This window comes from Paucisalibacillus globulus DSM 18846, assembly GCF_000482485.1.
Taxonomy (GTDB): Bacteria; Bacillota; Bacilli; order Bacillales; family Amphibacillaceae; genus Ornithinibacillus; species Ornithinibacillus globulus.
This window is the reverse complement of the sequence record NZ_AXVK01000029.1, coordinates 37,223-58,876: the sequence shown is the minus strand read 5'-3', so window position 1 is coordinate 58,876 and position 21,654 is coordinate 37,223. Positions and strand designations below refer to the sequence as shown.

At 36.4% G+C, this 21,654-nt stretch carries 17 protein-coding genes; 4 read left to right on the top strand and 13 right to left on the bottom strand.

The window, feature by feature from the left end; genetic code table 11:
- Positions 1-9: 9 nt before the first annotated feature.
- Both K332_RS0109325 and K332_RS0109320 read right to left on the bottom strand, forming a co-directional pair.
- On the bottom strand, positions 10-1,020 hold the full coding sequence (locus K332_RS0109325) for a Gfo/Idh/MocA family protein (RefSeq protein WP_026907216.1): 1,011 nt from the start codon (positions 1,018-1,020) through the stop codon (positions 10-12).
- 33 nt (positions 1,021-1,053) lie between these two features.
- The gene (locus K332_RS0109320) at positions 1,054-2,040 is read right to left on the bottom strand and encodes a LacI family DNA-binding transcriptional regulator (RefSeq protein WP_026907215.1); all 987 of its coding nucleotides are present in this window, start codon (positions 2,038-2,040) and stop codon (positions 1,054-1,056) included.
- 177 nt (positions 2,041-2,217) lie between these two features.
- Here K332_RS0109320 and K332_RS0109315 point away from each other — a divergent pair, with 177 nt between their 5' ends.
- Positions 2,218-3,186, top strand: a complete 969-nt coding sequence (locus K332_RS0109315; protein WP_026907214.1) for a sugar phosphate isomerase/epimerase family protein — start codon at positions 2,218-2,220, stop codon at positions 3,184-3,186.
- A 111-nt stretch (positions 3,187-3,297) separates the two neighbouring features.
- Here the strand turns inward: K332_RS0109315 and K332_RS0109310 are convergent, their stop codons facing one another.
- From K332_RS0109310 to K332_RS0109290, 5 genes are all read right to left on the bottom strand, one after another.
- Complete coding sequence (locus K332_RS0109310; RefSeq protein ID WP_026907213.1) at positions 3,298-4,848, bottom strand: polyamine aminopropyltransferase; 1,551 nt, start codon at positions 4,846-4,848, stop codon at positions 3,298-3,300.
- A 363-nt stretch (positions 4,849-5,211) separates the two neighbouring features.
- Entirely contained in the window at positions 5,212-5,607 is a 396-nt protein-coding gene (locus tag K332_RS0109305) for a DUF350 domain-containing protein (protein ID WP_026907212.1), read from the bottom strand.
- 20 nt (positions 5,608-5,627) lie between these two features.
- Complete coding sequence (locus K332_RS0109300; RefSeq protein ID WP_026907211.1) at positions 5,628-6,239, bottom strand: DUF4247 domain-containing protein; 612 nt, start codon at positions 6,237-6,239, stop codon at positions 5,628-5,630.
- A gap of 64 nt (positions 6,240-6,303) precedes the next feature.
- On the bottom strand, positions 6,304-6,972 hold the full coding sequence (locus K332_RS0109295) for a PspA/IM30 family protein (RefSeq protein WP_026907210.1): 669 nt from the start codon (positions 6,970-6,972) through the stop codon (positions 6,304-6,306).
- 58 nt (positions 6,973-7,030) lie between these two features.
- Positions 7,031-7,543, bottom strand: a complete 513-nt coding sequence (locus K332_RS0109290) for a DUF4178 domain-containing protein (RefSeq protein WP_026907209.1) — start codon at positions 7,541-7,543, stop codon at positions 7,031-7,033.
- Positions 7,544-7,765: 222 nt separating this feature from the next.
- Here K332_RS0109290 and speD point away from each other — a divergent pair, with 222 nt between their 5' ends.
- Positions 7,766-8,143: an adenosylmethionine decarboxylase gene (gene speD, locus K332_RS0109285; RefSeq protein ID WP_026907208.1), complete on the top strand. Its 378-nt coding sequence runs from the start codon at positions 7,766-7,768 to the stop codon at positions 8,141-8,143.
- Between the two features lie 209 nt (positions 8,144-8,352).
- Here speD and K332_RS22260 read toward each other — a convergent pair whose 3' ends face one another.
- The gene (locus K332_RS22260; RefSeq protein WP_051359407.1) at positions 8,353-8,922 is read right to left on the bottom strand and encodes an REP-associated tyrosine transposase; all 570 of its coding nucleotides are present in this window, start codon (positions 8,920-8,922) and stop codon (positions 8,353-8,355) included.
- 300 nt (positions 8,923-9,222) lie between these two features.
- Positions 9,223-10,197: a Gfo/Idh/MocA family protein gene (locus tag K332_RS0109275; protein WP_026907207.1), complete on the bottom strand. Its 975-nt coding sequence runs from the start codon at positions 10,195-10,197 to the stop codon at positions 9,223-9,225.
- A gap of 178 nt (positions 10,198-10,375) precedes the next feature.
- On the opposite strand from K332_RS0109275, the gene K332_RS0109270 reads away from it, so the two are divergent.
- Positions 10,376-10,822, top strand: coding sequence for a ribosomal maturation YjgA family protein (locus K332_RS0109270; protein ID WP_425414454.1), 447 nt, complete (start codon positions 10,376-10,378; stop codon positions 10,820-10,822).
- 146 nt (positions 10,823-10,968) lie between these two features.
- Here the strand turns inward: K332_RS0109270 and K332_RS0109265 are convergent, their stop codons facing one another.
- The 3 genes from K332_RS0109265 to K332_RS0109255 form a co-directional block, all read right to left on the bottom strand.
- On the bottom strand, positions 10,969-11,925 hold the full coding sequence (locus K332_RS0109265) for an acetamidase/formamidase family protein (RefSeq protein WP_026907205.1): 957 nt from the start codon (positions 11,923-11,925) through the stop codon (positions 10,969-10,971).
- Positions 11,926-12,050: 125 nt separating this feature from the next.
- Positions 12,051-13,412: an APC family permease gene (locus K332_RS0109260; protein WP_026907204.1), complete on the bottom strand. Its 1,362-nt coding sequence runs from the start codon at positions 13,410-13,412 to the stop codon at positions 12,051-12,053.
- 235 nt (positions 13,413-13,647) lie between these two features.
- Entirely contained in the window at positions 13,648-13,974 is a 327-nt protein-coding gene (locus K332_RS0109255) for a PepSY domain-containing protein (protein ID WP_026907203.1), read from the bottom strand.
- A gap of 196 nt (positions 13,975-14,170) precedes the next feature.
- Between K332_RS0109255 and K332_RS0109250 the strand changes: the two genes are divergently transcribed.
- Positions 14,171-14,356 carry a hypothetical protein gene (locus K332_RS0109250; RefSeq protein ID WP_026907202.1) on the top strand — a complete coding sequence of 62 codons (186 nt, stop codon included), beginning with the start codon at positions 14,171-14,173 and terminating at the stop codon, positions 14,354-14,356.
- 716 nt (positions 14,357-15,072) lie between these two features.
- Here the strand turns inward: K332_RS0109250 and K332_RS0109245 are convergent.
- Positions 15,073-21,591: an InlB B-repeat-containing protein gene (locus K332_RS0109245; protein WP_026907201.1), complete on the bottom strand. Its 6,519-nt coding sequence runs from the start codon at positions 21,589-21,591 to the stop codon at positions 15,073-15,075.
- Positions 21,592-21,654 lie beyond the last annotated feature (63 nt).

Here is a 21,654-nt window from a genome sequence, read left to right as displayed (position 1 = left end):
ATTATATTTTTATCGATGTGCAAGTATTTTTTCCACTACTCGCAAAGAAGCAATGGCCTCAGCACTTGTAACTAATGATGGTTTTCCATCAATAATACAGTCAATAAAAGCATCAATGACACCTGTACTAGTCTGATTATCATTTGTTTGGATTTGTTCAAGTTCATACTTTATGACGGATCCATCATTCATCTCCACAATGAGCTGTGAATCTGGATGGTGATACAGCTTTAAAATTCCTTTTTGGCAATAAATCGTTGTCGTATTATCCTCGGCACCGTAATACGTCCAGGAAAATGAGGCAGTACCTAAGCAGCCTTTCTTTGTTCGGAATGCACAAACCACATTATCTGGCACTTCAATTGGATTACCATGTTCATTTACTTTATCAAGTGCTCCATGAAATGCATGAACATCCACTATTTCGTCCTCCAAAAGCCAATGAATTAAATCAATTTTATGGATACCAAGATCCCCTGCAACCCCTGAGTGTGAACGCTCCTTTTTGAAAAACCACGTTGCATTAGACTTTGTTGTACCCCAACTCTCTGGTCCTTCATGTCCAAAAGTTGTTTTAAAAGTAAGAACTTCACCCAGTTCTTTTTTCTTAATAATTTCTTTTGCTTTTTGATGTGCTTTTGTAAAGCGTTGATTATGATCCACCATTAGTATTTTTCCTGACTTTTGCTCGACTTCAGCCATTTCCTCTGCATGTTTTACACTAATTGCCAATGGTTTTTCACAAAGAACATGCTTCCCCTTTTGTAATGCTTTAGTTGTATTGATGTGATGAGCATCATTGGATGAGCAATCACTTATCGCAACGACAGAAGGGTCATTCAACAAGTCCTCTAATGTTATCGCAACCCGTCCACCAAATTCTCGAGCCAACCTTTCAGCCCTTCTAACATTTCGGTCAAAGAAGACAATTCCCTCTACATGTGGATTTGCTTTATATTCTGGAGCATGACGGAATCTGGTAATCGAGCCACAACCAATAATCCCAACATGAAATCCCATTATGAAAGACCCCCTTTATACCTGTAATTTTTTCTACAACATGGTGGACTCACGTATGATTAATTCATGGTCCAATACGATATTTTCAACTTTTTCTTTTTTTATTCTGCTAAGAAGCATCTCGGTAGCTCGACATCCCATCGTATACATTGGCTGCGAAATCGTTGTCAATGTGGGATTGGTCATACTGGCAAAACTTATATTATCAAAACCTACAACTGCAATAGGTTCTTGGTCACGTGCTTCCATATTGATAGCCTTTAACGCTCCTATTGCTAATGTATCGGAAATTGCAAATACTGCTGTTGGTTCAATTTCCTGCTGTAGCAAAATTCTCATCGCATGAACACCGTATTGGAACTCCAATCCTTTCGTATGATATATCCACTCTTCACGAATTGGTATATTGAATTCCTCCAGTGCCCTTTCGTATCCTGCTCGACGTAATCTTGCATACAAATACTTTTCATCCGAAGTAATAAGAGCGATTTTTTCATTCCCTAATTTTATTAAATGTTTAACTGCCTGGTATGCAGCCAACTCACTATCTACTGTTATGTATGGTATATCACCGTTCTCTTCATATTCACTGCATAGAATGACTGGATAATGTTCTGCAAGTTCATTAAGCTTTTGCATATTAACAGTTGGATCCATAGAAATAACACCATCTGCAAGTTTGTTCTTTACCATGTTAAAATAAATATTTTCCCGTTCAGGCTTAGAGTCTGTTTCACAAAGGAGAATATTATAGTCCCTTGCAATTGCTGTATCCTGAATTCCGTTAATTATTTCTGTGTAAAACGGATTTGCAATGTTTGGTAGAAGGACCAGTAAAAGGCGGCTTTCTGAATTTCTCAAGTTACGACCTAGCATACTAGGTTCATAATTCAGTTCTTTTATTGCAACTTCGACCTTATTCCTAGTTTTTGGGCTTACAGTGGTAGATTTATTAAGCACCCTAGAAACCGTTGCAACCGACACACCCGCCCGTTTCGCAATTTGTTGTATATTAGCCATGAAGATTCCTACCTTTTGTATATAATGTAATCGATTACAATTTGATTGTAGAGTTTTACAAATTGTTTGTCAATAATAAATTTACTTTTTATTTAGAATATAATAAATTAAATATATTGTTTTTATTGTACTTTATGTATAATATATGTAACGGTTTACATTTTAGGGGGGATTTTGATGAAATTAGGGGTTTTTACTGTTTTATTTGCCGACAAAGATCTCGATGAAATGCTTGATCATGTAGTAGCAAAAGGAATAGAGGCTGTTGAATTAGGTACTGGTGGATATCCAGGAAACGCACATTGTCAAGTTGATGATTTATTAAATAATGAGGAAAAACAGAAAGAGTTTAAGACCAAAATCGAAAGTCGTGGATTAATGGTAAGTGCCTTAAGTTGTCATTCCAATCCATTACATCCGCAAAAAAAGATAGCACAAGACGCTGATGAATTGATTGTAAAGACAATTAAATTAGCAAGACAACTTGGTATTCCTGTCGTTAATACCTTTTCCGGGTGCCCAGGAGATCATGAACATGCAAAATATCCTAACTGGCCAGTTGCACCTTGGCCAAATGATTACCAAGAAATACTAACATGGCAATGGGAAGAAAGAGTAATTCCTTATTGGAAAGAAAAAACTGCTCTTGCGGAAAAATACAATGTAAAAATTGGACTGGAGCTTCATGGTGGTTTTTCGGTACATACACCTGCAACATTATTACGTTTGCGTGAAGCTTGCGGACCTGCAATTGGTGCCAATTTAGATCCTAGTCATATGTGGTGGCAAGGAATTGACCCGGTTGAATCTATTAAAATACTAGGAAGAGAAAATGCCATCCATCACTTCCATGCAAAGGATACCATTATCGATCAACCAAATATGAATAGGAATGGGTTAACAGATATGACTGCTTATTCTGATATGCAAAATCGCGCATGGTATTTCCGCACCGTAGGATTTGGCCATGACTCAAAAGATTGGGCGGATATGATCAGTACATTAAGACTCTATGGATATGACTACGTAGTAAGCATCGAACACGAAGACGGACTAATGTCCATAGATGAAGGATTCACAAAAGCAGTGGAAACATTAAAACCTGTCATGGTGAAAGAATCTATTGGGGATATGTGGTGGGCATAGATTTTGCAGTAAAAGAAAATCCATTTCAATAATTGCTATTGAAATGGATTTTTGAAATAATACTCACTCCAAAGAATTTTGCTAGACAGGAATGTAGTTACAACATCGAATCTAATAATTCTCCCAAGAACGGTCATATATCTCTATCAAATGAGGATCGATTAGTGTATTTGGCTTTATTTCAACTATTTCGCCTTTTTTGTTCCGAATCTCCCCATCTTCATCTTTTCCAAAAATACCTAGTGCTGGAAGCATGTCCGTTGTTAAAAATTCCGTCTCTACTAAGATGTTTACACTAGACAAATTAATCTCATTCCGGCTTGCCATGACATATCCCCAATTCCCAAAGCTCGGTACATCAACGTGCAAATTCTCTACAAATAGACCGGTATCAGCAATCGTCTCCGAAATGGTCCAGTATACCTCTGTAGCAAATACAGGGCTTGTTGCCTGAATCATCACTGCTCCTCCAGGTTTTAAATGATTCCGTACCAATGAATAGAATTCCCGCGTATATAACTTATTCAAGCTTTCATTATTCGGATCAGGTAAATCTACAATAATGACATCAAACCATTCATCTGTTCCTTCCAAAAACTTAAAAGCATCTGTATTTTTTACATGAACTTTTTCATGCATCAAAGCCCCTTCATTCACCTCTAATAACCATTCATTCGTATTGGCTAATTCAATAACTGCTGGGTCTAGATCCACTAACGTTATTTTTTTCACCTCATCGTATTTTAGGATTTCATTTACAGCAATCCCATCGCCGCCGCCTAGTACCAATACATTCTGAGGACTTTCTGCATAAGCCATTGTAGGGTGTATAAGCACCTCATGATAGCGATGCTCATCAGTAGAACTAAATTGTAGTTGCCCATCTAAATACAGCCGCACATCTTCCTGATCTTTTGTCATTGTAATTTTTTGATAGCTCGAATCCTCCATATGAATAATGGGATCCTTATAAAGTTTTTGTTCAAAACTAAACGCCATCTCTTCCCCAAAAAATAATCCAACTAACAGGAGGATTCCTATCAATCCCCCGATACAAGCATGTACCATAACATGTCGGATTTCTTTACGAAATAAATACAATACGATCAAAGCGACTAATAGATTAATACATCCAACTAAAAATGCTGTTTTCACCATTCCAAAATAGGGACGGAAGAAAAATACAAATAGGACCCCACCTATTAATCCACCAGCATAATCAGAAAATAAAACCCTTGCTGTACTTTTATTTAAGGTTACTCCAATTTCATTTGCTTTTCTGATTAGAATTGGTAATTCTACCCCAGTTAATGCCCCAACAATCAATGTTATGGAATAGAGGAATAGGGCATCCGTTCCCTCAGGAGCAAAGGCTGTTATGCCAAACATGGTAAAACTGGAAAATCCACCAATTATTGCTACACCAAACTCAATCCATACAAACGTTATAATAAGATTCTTCAAGAATTTCTCGCTTAAACTAGCCCCAATTCCCATCCCTGTTAGGAATAAAGAAATCGTTAGCGTGTACTGCTTCACACCGTCACCTAGTATGTATGACCCTAGGGCCCCAAATAACACTTCAAAGACAATCCCACAAATGGATACAATCCCCGAAGACCAATAAATAATTTTACTCTGTCTTACTGCTGCATCATTCAAACTCCACGCCCTCCACTAACTTAGATTAGAAAAACTAACACATTCGCTCGCACTTTAGCGAATGTGTTAGTTTTTCTTATGTCGGCGGAAAGTTTTTATGCTTTCCTAACTACTAAGAACAAAAGCGCAAGCGCCCGGTTAGGGACTACGGACTGGACTGAGCCGTAGGAGATAAAGGAAACACGACGACCGTAGGGAGTCGATGTTGACTTATCGTACGAAGGCGAGGGAAGTCTCGCTAGTCCCTGGGCGCTGGAGCTGGACGTGACTGTTCCTGCGCAAGAACTTAACAAAGCCAAAACTTTATACCTTTCTTATCTGTAAATAAACGACCAAGCAATAGCCTGGTCGCATGAGCTGATTTTACGTAATAGATGCACCAATTACTAAAGCCAATCCAACCGATACACCCAAGGACATCAGTCCAACTGCTATATTATTTTTGGCCAATTGTTCTTCAACGGAGAAATTCCTTGTGAACAGGTCAAAAAGAAAATAAGCAATCATTTGTAAAATGACACCGAACACACCCCAAATAATCGTTTCCAAAATCACATCACTGCTGTAAATCGCAAAGGCTAAGATAATACAGATCCCAATTATTTCTCCAATAATCGATAAGGAAACCGCTACATTCCCGTTCTTCACTTCTTCCATATCCTTATATTTGCGAGTCAAATTTTCAAAAATGAATAAACCAATTAGTACAATTACGATAGAAATTACAAAGTAAATTAGCGTTGAGATAAATGGTTCCAAACGTTTCGCCTCCCTTAAAATTATTTACCTGAACCAGGGCCGCCGCCTCTGAATGTTGTATTTCCACGACTAGGTGCATCTATACCACCCATTCCCGAGTAGGAACCACGATGGTTTTTTCCCCAGTCATCAACATCTAGCATGTCATTCAACAACCGAATCGTAAAGTATGTACTTAAGAAATTAGGTGAATAGTTTCTTCTAACAAACTCATCACTTGCAACTTCAATCAATAACACACTAGAGTCCGCTTCACTTTCACGTAATGTAATGAAATCATCTGGATAAATTAATATCTGCTGATTACCTTTTACATCACTTACCTCAGAAGGTTTAATAGTATCTGCTAGAATGGTGCTCAGTTCTGTTAAATTAAAACGAGTAGTTGCAAAGATTTCTGCATTACTAGAGTCGCCCTCCACGGTTGTTATCATTGGAAAGTTAGCCTCGATGATATCGTCCATCTCATAGTTGGAAGAATTTTGGATTGTTGTAATGATCTCGTCTTTTGAAGGCTCATCGGGAATATCCTGTGCTGTGATAGCCTCTCCACTCATCCCCCTTGAAGAACATGCGGATAAAAGAATGACTAGGAACAATAAACCCATTAGTAACATTTGTTTTCTACACAAATCAATCCCCCTCTCATTAGAAGTAGCAGCCTATGATAGCACTGCTCTACTAATGTTTACCTTACTATTTACCCATTTTTTCTTTTAATTTCGCTAATTCATCGTCAACTCCAGTAGTTTTGCTTAACGCATCAAACTCATCATCTAGCGTTCGGCTAGAAAAGGCTAAATCCTCACTTGTTTCCGCCTCTGCCTCAAAACGCAACACCTTCTCTTCCATGCGATCGAAGCCTTGGCGAGAATGATCATTTCCGATATTAGACATCGTACGATTAATTTTCGTGCGGGTTTTCGCAGATTCAGCGCGAGCTTTTAACGAATCCTTTTTAAGATTCATTTCTTGATATTCTTTTTTCATTTCATCCAATTTAGTCTTTAACACGTCAGAATCCTGATTCGCTCTTTCCCATGACTCTGTTAATGTTGCACTAGTGGACTCATGTTGTTTCTTGTCTTCTAGGGCACGACGAGCTAAATCATCATTTCCAGCAATAATCGCTTGTTCCGCTTGTTTCTGTCTTTTTTCAACCATTGCCTTAGCGTCTTCCATTTTTCGCTTCAACATTTTTTCATTCGCAATTTGTTTTGCAACAGCTGCTTCAACTTCACGAATATCCTCTGCCATATCACGCATAAATTGATCTAGCATTTTCACCGGATCTTCTGCTTTATCTAATAAAGAATTTAATTCTGAACTCACAACTGTTTTTACTCGTTTGAAAAATTTAAACATTTCTATTCCTCCTGTTTTTAGGCCTTCCTGTACTACCTGAATATGTTACAGAATACTACTAATTCGAGCCTGCCATTATTTTAATTTCATAATTTTCAATTGGATAACCAATACTTACTTCAATCTCAGTTCCCCAGCCTTCGATACTTAAGAAACTCTCTTCGTCCTCATCCGAATAGTCTGCATAATCCACTAAAGAATCATGTATATTCTTACTTCTACCTTCACCAATTACTCGAGCAGTACCAGATTCCTCTAGATAATAAGTCTTACCCTCAAAATTAAGCTGCTTCTGATATGGTTTTGACACGGCTAATTGGACTTTTTTATAAATCCCTAACTCTAACTCATCATCCATTTCTGCTGCCAACCAAATTGTATCATGACCTTCTAGTAGTTGGTAACCGTACCATTCATAATTCCCATCTCGATAGGTGATTTTTCCAACCACCTCATAATCAACGAGATCATAATTGATAATATCACCAACTTCAATGGATAATACTGTTCTCTCCTTTGGTGCAGGTTTTGTATTTTTATTTTTAGTAAAAATCTTAGATAAAAGTCCCATTACTTCACCTCACATCATGAAAAAGTCTTTCTAAAATTAATTGTAACACAAGCACCCTGTATTGATGCTAGCCTCAACTACTTATACGAGTATTCCCTATAATTAGTTTCATGTTTTTATTCCAATTACTCACATTTGATTCAACTAAATTCAACCTTATGCACATAACTATATGGTATGCTAAAATTATCGGTAACAGTATACCTTTAAGGAGTTTTTATCATGGAAGTATTGGGAAGACAAATTATAGCAGAACTATGGGATTGTAACATAAGTACATTAAATAATATTGAATTAATCAAACAAGTTTTTATAGATGCGGCACTGCAGGCAGGTGCAGAAATTCGGGAAGTTGTCTTCCATCAGTTTTCACCATATGGAATTAGTGGGGTGGTAATTATTTCCGAATCACATTTAACCATCCACAGCTTCCCAGAAAAAGGATATGCAAGTATTGATGTGTATACATGTGGCAAAAAAGTAGATCCAACCATTGCAGTAAAATATATTACCGAAGCATTAGAAGCAAAAAAAAGTGAAATAATTGAAATCCCCCGCGGCATGGGCACAGTTCAACCAATCTTATTAGAAATAGAATAGAAATGTAGTTTTGAGGTGCCTGTCACTCCCCGGATTTTGTAATATTTTGTCGAAACAGAAGTCCATTTCCATACATTTTATGGAAATGGACTTCTGGTTTTTCGTTAAATTCGGGTTTCTTTTTAATGACATATTCCTACTAAATATTACAACTGAAAATATTTCCCCGGAAATATTCGACAATTTTGCATGGTAAATAAGCTTATTCATCACACATTCTGAAACCCACTCTCTTCCTCTTTTGTCTCCATGAATTCCTTGTATCGCATACGCTTGCCTACTTCATCTCCTGTAAAATACGCTAATACTTCATCCATTACTAACATGCCATTTCCCAAGGTATGCAAATAATACCGATAACTACTCCATGGATATTGTTCTGGCCGTTCTACCATTTCAGCTTTAACTGGATTCAAATGTATATACCGGCTTACTTTTATCATCCCGGTACCTGGTTCAATTATTTCATCAAAATACCTTTTCTCAAAAACATGCCCTGTAAATTTATATTTTGTGTTGTAATAGTCAGCATATCGCTTATTTATGAGCGACATCACTTTGGAAATCGGTTGTTCTTTGGAGCGCAATTGTAAGTGAAAGTGGTTTGTCATGAGGCAGTATGAAGCTAGTTCGAAAGGGGTTTTCTCGTGGACCTTGCGAAGCAAATATAGAAACGTTTTATAATCACCGGCATCGATAAAGAGTGGTTCACGTCTATTTCCCCTACATACAACATGGTAAAATGCATTGGGCATCCAAATTCTTTTCTTTCTTGCCATTATAGGACCATCTCCTACTCTATTGTTTAGTTTTACACTTACCACTAAAATAGACTACTTCTAATTTAGTGTCAAAACTATAAAAATAGGAAATTACTTGTAGAAAAAGCAATTTCATCTTATAAAACATAATTTTTAGATTAGTAATTAAAATTATAGCTCAAAATCAAGCACGAAAATCAATTTTTAGTAATTTTAAAAGCTATTCACCACCTTGAGAATTTCTCAACACAGGGGTAAATAGCTTTTATTTCTTTCGACAAAATTCGAGTTACTTCGGGAAGTGACAGGCACCCAAAACTACCTTTCTATTCCAAAAATAATCCCGTTTGTTTTCCTTGCTTTTTCTGTTATTTCAAGTATATCCGTACTGATTTTACGGAATTGGTTATATTTCTCTTGATCGTTTGACTCCATAATATTTACAAAGCTTTCTATTTCATAGGACATAGGATGCTGGGATTGTTCTTCATAAATAATAGTTTCTCCTGCTGATTGGATAAATCGCACATTTGCTAAAGTACCGATATCATCAATCGTAAATGTTCCTTCTTCCCCTTGAATTTCAGAATGATTATAGGATGTAGAGATTTTTGAGCATAAAATAGTACAAATGAAATCAGGGTATCGCAGAATAAGTGTACCACTGCCATCAACACCAGTTTCAATAATAGTAGGTGAATATGTTATATCCTCCGGTTTACCAAAAATATCGAGAGCAATTGCCAATGGGTATACACCCAAATCTACTAGCGCTCCTCCTGAAAATTTCAGTGAAAAGATATTCGGTACTTCACCATTTTTGACTTTATCATAGCGAGAAGAGTAGCTTGAATAATCCAATACTGCACTTCTTATTCTACCAGCTCCACTCAGTTTTTCCTTAAGTGCTAAGTGCCCCGGCATATGTAAATTACGCATCGCTTCAAATAAGAAAACGCCATTTTCATCAGCTGTTTGAAATGCTTTATCTAGTTCATTTCTATTGGAAAATATAGGTTTTTCACAGATAACATGTTTTTTATGCTTTAAAAACAACGTTACTTGTTCAAAATGCATGGAATTCGGTGATGCAATATAGACACATTCAATATCACTTTTAGCTAACTCTTCAAGTTCTGTATAAAATTGTGGTGCCCCGTGCATTTTTGCAAAATCCTTTGCTTGCTCTTCTGTCCTTGAATATACTGCTTGTAAGGTTAACTTCCCCTGTTCCTTTGCAGCATTTATAAATTCATTCGTAATCATGCTTGTACCAATCGTTGCATATTTCATAACGACACCTCTTCCAAGTTGTGTTGCGAGGATATAGTTCGTAAACTTCCCCCTAGTCTCAACTGTACCAAAGATGAAAGGTTCTTTCCATTGAAAAAAAAAACATACTAGTCTCCCGTTCTTGCTTGCAACTCACGGGTACATGTATACTTTAAAATAATTCAAATCATAGTAAAGAGTGATTCGATTGGATACTGACTATAAATCTATTAAAGATTCATTAAACCGAAATTACCGTAATATGCGGATTGTGTACGGGGTGGTGATCTTAATTACCATCCTCCTAGGTTTAGCAAGTAGGAAATACGGCTATCTTCTTCCTGCATTTGTATCCCAGCATGCCGGTGACGCGCTGTGGGCCATGATGGTCTATTTTGGATTTCGTTTTTTACTAGTTCGTGGAAGTATAATGAATGCCTTCCTACTTGGTCTCCTGTTTAGTTTTGGAATTGAGTTTAGTCAATTGTATCAAGCGGCATGGATTAACGAGATTCGAAGTCACATTCTAGGTGGATTAATTTTAGGGAAAGGGTTTCTAGTCCTTGATCTTGTCCGGTATACTTTTGGAATGATAATTGCTGTTATCTTGGATATGATTGCTAGATTGTGGTCGGCAAAATGGTAAAAAACGAAATCTAAACAAGACTCCTTACTATTATGAATAGGGAGTCTTGTTTTAATGGGGCAAGTATTATAATCTTTATTACCTATTGTATCGACAATAAACGACAAACTTCGGGAAGTGACAGGCACCCCCAGCCAGGCACCGCTCTACCTGAAGATTGCTTTTGGCAAGAATGCGGATACTAGCCAGTTTGGTGCGTCTACGATTTCACTTATTCTTAAGTCTACTGTAATACTACATAGCATGTATGCTTCTTGTTTACTCATTCCATAGGTATATATTAAATGTTCAATCATATATCGGATGGCGTTTCGTGAAGCTTCCATCAAGTCTTCACCGTGTCCGGTAGTTACATAGTATCCCTTACTATCTGCTTCTGGTGTTGGAGGTCCTGGTATGTCATATTGGGGTTCTGCGATGGACTTCCCTTTGTGCAATTTAAAACGCACCGTAGTTTCCATAGATGCTTCAATTGCTGTTCCACATACTTCCCCATCACCTTGTGCAGCATGTGTATCTCCAATTGAAAACAGTGCACCCTCTACCCAAACAGGCAAATAAAGCTTTGTTCCCCTAGTCAAATGACGAATATCCATATTCCCACCATTCTTCCCCGGAGGAACAACACTATGATTACCAGGCTCAGGTAATGCAACACCAATTGTTCCTGGGAATGGCTTGATAAAAAGATCAATCCCATCCAAAAACTCCGTAGTATTCCGTCGGGTTAGATCAAATGTCTTTATAGCAGGCTCTTTAAAATCATCAGCAAGCAGTCCAAATCCGGGAATAATCGCTGTCCAGCCCCAATCTAGCTGGCGAAAATCTAGCATTTCAATTTCTAATGTATCCCCAGGCTCAGCACCTTTAATATAAATTGGTCCGGACACTGGATTAACCTTTCCAAAATCAAGTCCTAGAACATCTTCACTTGTTGAGTTTTTAGTAAACTGTCCCCCAGAAGATTCCGTTATCTCATACGTAATCGTCTGTCCAGAATCCACTTCTGCTATTGGTTTTAATGAATTATCCCATCCTAAATGACTATGAGATTTAAAATCATGGATTGTCATATACGGATGATGGTGGTGATGAATCGTCATTATCTTACACTCCCTTTTTAGATATTAATAGAATAATAGCTTTAATCAGAATTCTAATCAAGGTTTCCGATTATTTTCTAAAGAGTCAGCAGTATTCTTCACACGGAACATAGTCTCACTTTATATTAATCCATATCAATAGAAGCATCTTTCTTCTTAACAGCGAAGTAAATAGCAACAATAATACCAACAGCTAACCAGGAAAGCCCTAGTACTTTAGCTTGTGTGGCTAGATTAATCCATACATAAGCGATAATAATAAAGCCAATTAGCGGTAATACTAGATGACTCCAATAATTTTTACTTTTATTTTTATAAATATAATGCACAAAAACTGAAACATGCAGGAACAAGAATGCTGTTAACGCACCAAAGTTAATAAAGGATGTTAATATCCCAATGTCACCCATGAAAGCCAAGCCAATAATAAATGAAATTACAGCAACAAATAAAATACTAGAGTACGGCGTTTTATATTTCGGATGTACCTTAGACAAGAACTTCGGCAATTTACGGTCACGCCCCATACTAAATAGAACTCTTGATATAGCAACTTGGGCAACAAGTGCATCAGCAATCCCCCACGCAAGTGCTGTTGCAATTGCGGTCAAGACACCAAGCCACTCTCCCCCAGCCATTGCAGCAGTTTCATAGAATGCTGTACCAATATCATCAAAGCTATTAAAATCTGGGAAAATTAATGCAGCAACCCACGTTTGGGCCATAAATAGCACACCAACAATTAACAAGGAAAGAATCGTTGCCTTCCCAATAGCTTTTGGCCCACCAGCAGATTCCTCTGATAATGTTGAAATCGCATCAAATCCTAAAAAACTAAGCACTGCGATAGACACCGCGCCCATTACAACACTCATACTAAATGTATCTGGGTTATATATTGGGTCAAATGAGAACGTTGCACCATTCACACCATTTGCAATTGCAGTTATTCCAACAACAAGGAAAATTAGTAAGACAGCTAATTCAAAAAATAAGAATATCCAGTTGGTCCGAGCGGTAAATTTAATTCCAAAATAATTGATAACCGTATTAATAACAATAAAGAATAATAACCAAAACCAACCTGGAATTGCTGGCCACATACCAGTAAGTGCAGTTGCACTTACAACGTATAGTAGGGCTGGAACTAAGATATAATCGAGTAGAATAGCCCAACCTGCAATAAATCCAACATATTGGTTTATCCCTCGTCCAGCATAAGAATAAACAGAACCAGCCATCGGAAAGGCTTCTGACATTCTAGCATAGCTTAATGCGGTAAAAATCATGCCCACCATACCAATTAAATAGGCTAAGGCAACCATTCCCTGGGAACCAAGCATCACCTCGCCATAAATACCAAACGGGGCAATTGGAACCATGAAAATAAGTCCATAAACTAGTAAGTCTTTGGTTGATAATGTACGGTGTAACTCTTGCTTGTACCCAAACTTACTTAATGATGTACTCCCATTGTCTTTAGACATTTTCCCCACTCCCTTTATATTTTTCAAAAATATTGGTATTACTCTTATAGAACATGCTATGTTGGCCTAATTTAAATATGATTAAATTGACACTTCATTCAGTAGCAATCCTACAGTCCATTAACCTGTGATAAATTTGGCTAGAAAAAACGCCGTATGAAGTATTTAAAAAATACCTCATACGGCGTTTCACTATTAACTTATAGTTCCAAGTTCTTAAACAGAAAGTCACAAACTACAAATTTTCCAATACTTCCCCTGTCTCTCCATCCTCGATTTTTCCTTCTATCATTTTCCCGTTATTTGCATTAATGGTTAATAAAGCCCTATCTTCCTCTTTATTTTCTAGCTGGATGATCCATATATCTGCTCCAATTTCAGTTTCGTTCATTGGAGTAAACTGCGTAGAATAAACTTCATCGAATTCCTCAGGTACTAATTCCTTTGCAATTTCAATCGCTTCATCTTCAGACATCGGTTGATTAAGTATTAGACCAACAACTAAAATTACGGATAATACAAGAACAATAATCCACGGTGTTTTACTTGATTCAGTTTTCAATATATCTCCCTCAATTTTCCTAGTGTTTAATCCATTTTAACATAGGATGAAATTGTGGAAAAATAAAAAAGAATAAGATTGCGCTGACTACCATAACTTTTTATTAAGTAAGACATAGAAACGGAAATCAATACCGACAAAATTCGATTTTTTTCGGGAAGTGACAGGCACCATAAAGGAGGGGGAGGATATCTGTGTGCAGGGTTTGCAAAATAGTAAGCTTATTCAGGTTTGCCGTTCGGTGTATAGTAAAGAGGAGTTGCTTGAGATTACGTCTCATGCAGAGCGTGGGGGTGCTCGGATTATTAGAACAACTAAAACATGTGATAGTGGTAGAATGACGGTTTTGATGGAATTGGATTTAGGAAAAAGACAGTTTTAAACAAATAGTTGGAGGTTTCCTTAGCATAAGAAATCTCCTTCACTTATTACGCTAAAATTTCTTATTTTGGTCTTACTACAGGTTCGTGTTCCCATACGAGTTGAAATGAAAATCACTCTATCGAATAGAATGTTAATAGATATTGCCTCGTCTAAAACTTCGAGCCATGAAACAGCATCCGCTTCTGAAGCTTTATTCTGTACTCTGGACATAAACAATCCTTACTTAACGTTGAATAATACGAATATAAAAATCTATGTACGAGCTTCATGAAAATACCCCATTTCATTTTAAGTCGTATAGAAACATTAATCGAAAGCAGACTAACATCGTTTAAACTTTTTGTGTTGCAGTATTGTGGTTCCAATAGCTCACCAGTAATTGTAAATTTCCGCTATTATTCCTGTTATTATTGTATCTGCTTACACAAGTACATACAAGAAGGCATGATGCCTATATCTCGGACATTATACGACAAGCTTTATATAGGTCAATGAACCTATCCATTTCGCTTTCATTATGAATACAGATTATTATGGTACAAATTCGAATTTGAAAAAGGGAGTTGCACTTTGGCAACTCCCTTTCTCTTGCAATCAATTTTCATACTCTTAACTAACATTCACAACACAAGTACATGTTCATCTTTCTAATTCAAAGCATACCGAGAAAGGTGATGTCAATTGTGAATAAACTTTCCGATAATAAGTTGGTTCTTACCCAACTTTATCTTCCAATTCCACTTCTTCACTAACACCATTATCTTTCTTTCTGTATAGGAAGAATGCAGCAAGTGCTACACCAACGACACCTACTCCTCCTAGTGAACCGATAAATAATGGTTTATTATTATACCAACGAACTAACAGATTAGTTGTGACAAGAAAATCTTTCACTTCAGCTGTTAATTCATTTCCTGCAGCGTCCGTTGCTTGAATACTTACTTCTTGCGTCGAGTTCGCGTTTGGAATGATAAATGTATAATTTTCCCCATCTTCCTCAAAATTAATTTCTTCATTATTTAGGTTAATCTTTACATGGTCTAGAACAAGATTATCCTTGACCGATATAGTAGCTTTTTTGCTATCTACTGCATATTGCTCTCCATCCTCAATGTCAATCGGAACAATAACTGGATTAGTCTTATCAATTCCAAATGAAATTTCAGCTTTTTTCGCTTCATCGATATTCTCATTTGTATTACCAGCTGCATCTTCTGAATAGAGGGCAATGGTATATCTACCGTCGCCAACAAAAAGATCCTTATGAATCTTGTATGTGTATTGACTCCACTTATCTTCTCCGCCAGTTTCATTAACCGTAAAATCTTCTCCAGCCACCAAATCCGTAGGTGAACCATTATGAGTCATTTTTAGCATTATGGAATCTTTGTTTAGACTATTTACGTTGGTTTCCGTAATGATGATATCCTGCTCACTTTGGACATATTTACCAATAAGCGCATCTAATGAATCATCGAATGTATAGACTGAACCAAAACGGTTTACAGAGAATCGAACCTCTTCTGTTATTTCATTTCCTGCAAGGTCAACTAGAGATGCTGTTAACGTATACAGATCATCGTTTTCCTTCGTTTTTCCAAAATCATCAAAGATAAACACCTGGCCATTATTTCGTTCTGAGTATTTTCCTTCTAATTCAACTTCCCCACGGTTAGAACCAGTTAGTTCTATCTTCACCGAATTTTGATCAAAGTTCGTATCAGAATACCTAATAATTGGAGCAACTTTTCCATTATTAGCTGACATATCTTCTACACCAGTTATCGTTAATGTCGGTTCTGTTTGATCAATATGGAACTCTTGTGGTGAAAAATCATCAGTGATATTCCCAGCCATATCCGTAAAGTCAATATCAAAGCTATACAATGCATCCGTATTATAGACGATGGATGCAGTATGAACATCACCGTTTCTAGTCCAACCACTTAAAGATGGAAAGTCGACTACTTCTCCGTCATGGAATGCCGTACCAGTAATTTCAATACGACTTGGATCAAAGTTATGCTCTGTAACGGAAATAGTTGCTGTTCTTGCTGTATTAAAGAAATTTTCGTTCAAGGCATCATTTGTATTGTAAGATACATTAATAATCGGTTTTGTTTTATCAATCGTAAAGGAATCTTGCGCTACAGGAGCTGCTTTATTTCCTGCGTTATCCTTATATTGAATATCAAATGTATAGTCTCCATCTGCACTATAAGTTATCGTTGCAGTATGCGTGGTTAGGTCTGGATTATTACTGTTTCTATTACTTGACCAACCATTGATAACTGGAATAATATTATCCGTGTTCGTCACCACATAGACAACATCTTCTGGTTTAAAATTACGTTCTGTAATTGTAATCGTTGCCGTTCTATTTTCTTTATAATAATCTTGGTGCTCTGGATCCGGCGAATTATTGTCATACGAGACATTAATCGAAGGAGATGTCTTATCTATACTAAATGTAATTTCCTCTTCTGACGTATGACCTGCCCTATCCGTCATTTTCACCTTAACTTTAATATTATTACTATTATGATTGACCGTTAAGGTTTTCTTCATTTCTGTAACAAGGTTTAATTGTGATCTAGTCTGTTTCCACCCTTGTGCATTACTATCCTCTGTGTATGTTTTATCATTATTCAGCTTTAGTTTACCACCCTGATTGTTAGCCATATCATATGGGGCAACAACTGACCATTCAATTTCTTCAATTCCAGAATACGTATCCGTAACCGTTAATTCAACATTTACATTGTTCGCATAAAGATCTCCACCATTCGTATCCTTAAATGGCGCATCTGCTCTTTTAAGTTTGATATGTGTCTCTTTTTTATGCTGTGCTTCATTTTCTACTACCATACCGTTCGGTGCAATATAAGGACCTGTATTTTGAACATAGTCTGTAGCCTGTGCAAAGATTTGTCCCTTAAATGCTTTCGGAACATTAACGGTTACACTGTCTTTTGTTGTGATAGGAGTAATGCTAACAATCTCTGATTCTTTTATTTCCTTCAATGAACCATTTTTAAGTGCAGCATAATATTTCCCATTTTCATGATCACGCAAGTAAACCGTAATCGACTTCAAGTTACTTGTAAATTCATGATCCACTTTTGGATCTTCCCCGCTAATTTTCACCTGAGTTGGTTCTTTAAAATAATAGCCATACTCGGTTAACTCAAGAGATTTCTTAAATTTATCTGTTTCGTCAACTTTTTTACCTTTTACCGAGAATTCGTACTTCGTTATAATTGGATTCGTTTTATCGATATATATTTTTGTTTCTGCTTCATTCTCATTTCCTGCGTTATCAACGACATGGACAGATACAATATAAGATCCATCTTCATTTCCTACAATATCTTTATGGTTCGTACTTATACGATAAGCATCCGGTTTTATCTGCATCTCTTCTAGGTCCGAATAATCATATTCATACTTCTTACCATTTACATCGATGACAACCGTATTGATTCCAGAGCCTTTATCTTCTGCTATAATGCTAAAGGTCACATCACCATTGTATTGGTACTTGTATTGTTTAACACCCTCATTTGGTATTACATCGATGGATACTTTCGGCTTATCCTTTTCTACAACAATATTCGAGTTATCTGACACAATGTTTGAGTTTTCTTCTGTAACTGGATACGTTCCAATATTATGGGCTAAGTCCTTAACATCTACCTCAAAGGCAGCATCAAAACGATCCACATCAAGAATAAAAACTGCTTCTCCAGTTAATTCATCTTGATTAATAGTAATATCATCTTGGTCGATAATCTGCCCGTCTATCGTTTTAAGTACTATATCTTCAATACCAGAGGTTTCATCTAAGGTCTGAACCTTAATATGAACTTCCTTGTTAAAGAACGTACCAAATGTTAGGAAGTTTAATACTTTCGCGAAATTATTATCATTTACTTGTTCAAATGTTACAGCTTCCCCATCAATTAATACAGCCTCTGTTTGATCCATATAGAATTCATCTTCAAAGTCGTCAAATGTATTTCCCGCTTTATCGCTTACCACAATATTGTATTGATACAAGGCATCTTCCTCAAAATCTATCGTTGCTTCATAAACGCCTTCCTCAGTTTCCACCCATGCACTTAAAGCTGGGAAATCCTTTTCTCCTTTGCCAATTATTGTCGTAGAGCCATTAATCTTCACACGTTTCGGGTCAAAATTATGCTCTTCCACAGTAATTGTTGCTGTTCTTTTTTGTTTATAATACTTTTCATTTGCTGCATCCTTATTATCATAAGACACCTTTACCTCAGGTGCAGTTCTGTCAATGATAAATTCGTGTTTTTCCACATCCGGTCCAGGGTTTTCTGCATTATCCATATAGGAAACATCAAATGTGTACTCCCCATCTTCTTCAAAAACAATGTTTGTTGTATGGGTGGTTAAATCTGAGTGTTTCCCTTCTTCAGGTTGGATTGTAGTCCATTCTACAACTACTGGGTGTTCCTTATTATCTTTCGTAATATGAAGTAAAACATTATCTGGATTAAAGTTACGCTCTGTAATGGTAATGGTTGCAATTCGCTTCTCACTATAAATATTTCCGTTTTCTTCATCGGGAGAATTATTATCAAATTCAACCTCAAGATTTGGAGATGTTTTATCAATACTAAACTTGATCTGTTCCTCAGACATATTGCCCGATCTATCTGTCATTTTTACGTTGACCACAATATCATTACTATTATGGTTAACGGTTATCATTTTCTTCATTTCTGTTACAAGGTTTTCGCTGGTTTGTGTTTTTTCCCAGTTTTCATCACTACCATCAGTAATCTCGCCATCATGATTAACAGTTAAGCTACCGTACTGGTTATTTTCTGTATCATTCGGTGCAACTACTGACCATTCAATCGTTTCAATTCCTGAGTACGTATCTGTAACAGTTAATTCAACGTCTAGATTATCAGCATATAAACCTCCACCATTACTATCCGTGTATGGAGCATCATCTTTTTCAAATGCAACATGTTCTTCCAGTTTATGTTGGTCTGGTGTTTCAAGAATGGCACCTTTTGGTGATTCAAATGGACCCGTATTCTTAACCTTATCTGTTGCTTTTGCAATAATTTGCCCTTTAAAGGAATGAGGGATGTTAAACGTTAATTCTCTATCGGTCTCTATTGGCTCAATCGTATCAATCATCGTTTCATCAATTTGTTTTAACTTTCCATCCTCTAACACTGCATAATATTCATCTTTGGCATGGTCTTTTAAATAAACAACCATAGACTCCACACCAGTTCCAGATCCACCGCCTAAGAATTCATCTACTGCAACAACCGTTACCTCAAGTGGCTTTTTAAAGAAATAACCATATTCCGTTAATTCTACATATTCCTCCAGAATTTCTTCGTCGTCAATATCTTCTCTATTATCTGCTGATTCTATATATATCCCCTTAATAGTTGGACTTGAATGATCAATATTTACTTTTACCGTTTCAACATCGGAAGCATTTCCAGCTTTATCAACAGCCCAAATTTTATAATCCCCACTGTAATCTTCTTCAGGTAAAGTAAATTCAAACGTATCGTCTTCTTTATTATATGTTTCTATTTTAACTTTTTCTGATGAACCTTCTTTTTGATAATATACACTATCAATTTCTGTCGAGTAAGGAGTACCTTCGTGTTTATCCTCTACATTATCAATACTTCCTTTTATAACCCCACCGCTGTACCAATCAGTGCCTTTAATTTTAACTTTATCGTCACCCTCAAATACTACTTCGTTTATTTCAGGTTTTTTTGTATCGAAGAGAATTTTAAGTGTAGGATTCAACCTTGCAATCTTCTGGTCCCATATTATACCATATCGAATTCTCTCAATAGTTGTATTTTTATTGATAGTAAAATCTGTTTTCCTCCAATGATCGTTAATCCCAAACCATGGCCAACCATCTAAAATTTTAATCTTAACCTTAGCATCATTGGAATAAATTAATATATTTTCTTCAGTATTTAAATCAACCGCTTTACCTTCAGTAGGTTTAATCGATATAAGTTCTTCCCAAGTTTTTTCAGAATTCGGAACCTCTTTAAATTCAACATTTATATTATGATTTTCAGTGATATCATTAAGCACATACATAAACGAACCACCATCTTGCTGTACTTCACTCTTTACAGGTTTATCATTATCCGTTAAAGATTTAATTTGATAATCATCTTCAGGGATAATCGTGATGATGGTACTACCGTTATGTTCAACCTCCGTACTTTGCGAAATTATACCATTTTCACCAGTTACACTAGTATTAATTTCATAAGTATTGATGGCAAATGTAATGGATACTGTATGATTCTCTGTTATCGGTTCAAAGACATGCTTATAACTATCGCCGTTTTTAAGAGATGATAAATCAATAGCCGTATTATCAATGGTAATTTCAGATAAATGGTATCCTACTTCAGGTGTTGCAGTAAACGAAGGGGTTGATCCTTGACTAGCAATAATCTGTCCTTCCATTGCATTAATCTCTTGGTAACCGTCACCTTCAATATCTCCATTTTTGTTACTTGAAAATTTAATCGTATAAACTTTCGTAAATTCAACATCAATCTCGGTTTCCTTGTTAATTTGAATAGTTTTAGTAAAATTTTCATCTTCAATTTCTATATCTTCATTGTTAATTTTCAATGATTTAATCTTTGCATCAGAATCTGGTGTTACTTCAATTTCCACTTCTTCCCCATCCTCAATTTGAAGTGGATTCTCATAATTCTCGTTATTGATCTTCACTTTACCTAAATCAGGATTTGTTACATTCACTGTAACTTTATGTTTCTCTGGTTCTACAGGTTCAGTTGGTATAGTAGCTAGGTCAAATACATACGGATCTGAAAATCCATTCTTAACCTCCAAACTAAATTCCTTCTTTTCCCCATCCTGTAATTCTACATCAAAATTAAATGTATACTTCTCTTGTAACTCCTCAATAGTAACTTCCTCAAACTGCACAATACCACTACTATCTGTCGTACCGTTTACGTTAATAACCCCATTTGTTCCTTTAACAAGTGCTCCTTCGACGGGTTCCCCATTATCAACAATCTGTAAAGTAAATATATCTTCTTCTGCCCCCTCAGCAGTCGCAACTAACAATCCGATTGGAACATAGTATGATAGCAGCATAAATACTAGAAAAATAGACATCAAGCGATTTAACCTAATTTTAATCTGTTCTTTCATTTGTTTTCCCTCCCCATTACGTAAAAGCTTGTGATAACAAACATGATTCCACCCCATTTACTG

Bases quoted from the DNA above. Each gene is read 5' to 3' on its own strand.
- K332_RS0109265 (WP_026907205.1), bottom strand. From the start codon at position 11,925: ATGACGATTCATCACCACCATCATCCGTATATGACAATCCATGATTTT.
- K332_RS0109275 (WP_026907207.1), bottom strand. From the start codon at position 10,197: ATGAAATATGCAACGATTGGTACAAGCATGATTACGAATGAATTTATA.
- K332_RS0109325 (WP_026907216.1), bottom strand. From the start codon at position 1,020: ATGGGATTTCATGTTGGGATTATTGGTTGTGGCTCGATTACCAGATTC.
- K332_RS22260 (WP_051359407.1), bottom strand. From the start codon at position 8,922: ATGGCAAGAAAGAAAAGAATTTGGATGCCCAATGCATTTTACCATGTT.
- speD (WP_026907208.1), top strand. From the start codon at position 7,766: ATGGAAGTATTGGGAAGACAAATTATAGCAGAACTATGGGATTGTAAC.
- K332_RS0109315 (WP_026907214.1), top strand. From the start codon at position 2,218: ATGAAATTAGGGGTTTTTACTGTTTTATTTGCCGACAAAGATCTCGAT.
- K332_RS0109245 (WP_026907201.1), bottom strand. From the start codon at position 21,591: ATGAAAGAACAGATTAAAATTAGGTTAAATCGCTTGATGTCTATTTTT.
- K332_RS0109260 (WP_026907204.1), bottom strand. From the start codon at position 13,412: ATGTCTAAAGACAATGGGAGTACATCATTAAGTAAGTTTGGGTACAAG.
- K332_RS0109290 (WP_026907209.1), bottom strand. From the start codon at position 7,543: ATGGGACTTTTATCTAAGATTTTTACTAAAAATAAAAATACAAAACCT.
- K332_RS0109320 (WP_026907215.1), bottom strand. From the start codon at position 2,040: ATGGCTAATATACAACAAATTGCGAAACGGGCGGGTGTGTCGGTTGCA.
- K332_RS0109295 (WP_026907210.1), bottom strand. From the start codon at position 6,972: ATGTTTAAATTTTTCAAACGAGTAAAAACAGTTGTGAGTTCAGAATTA.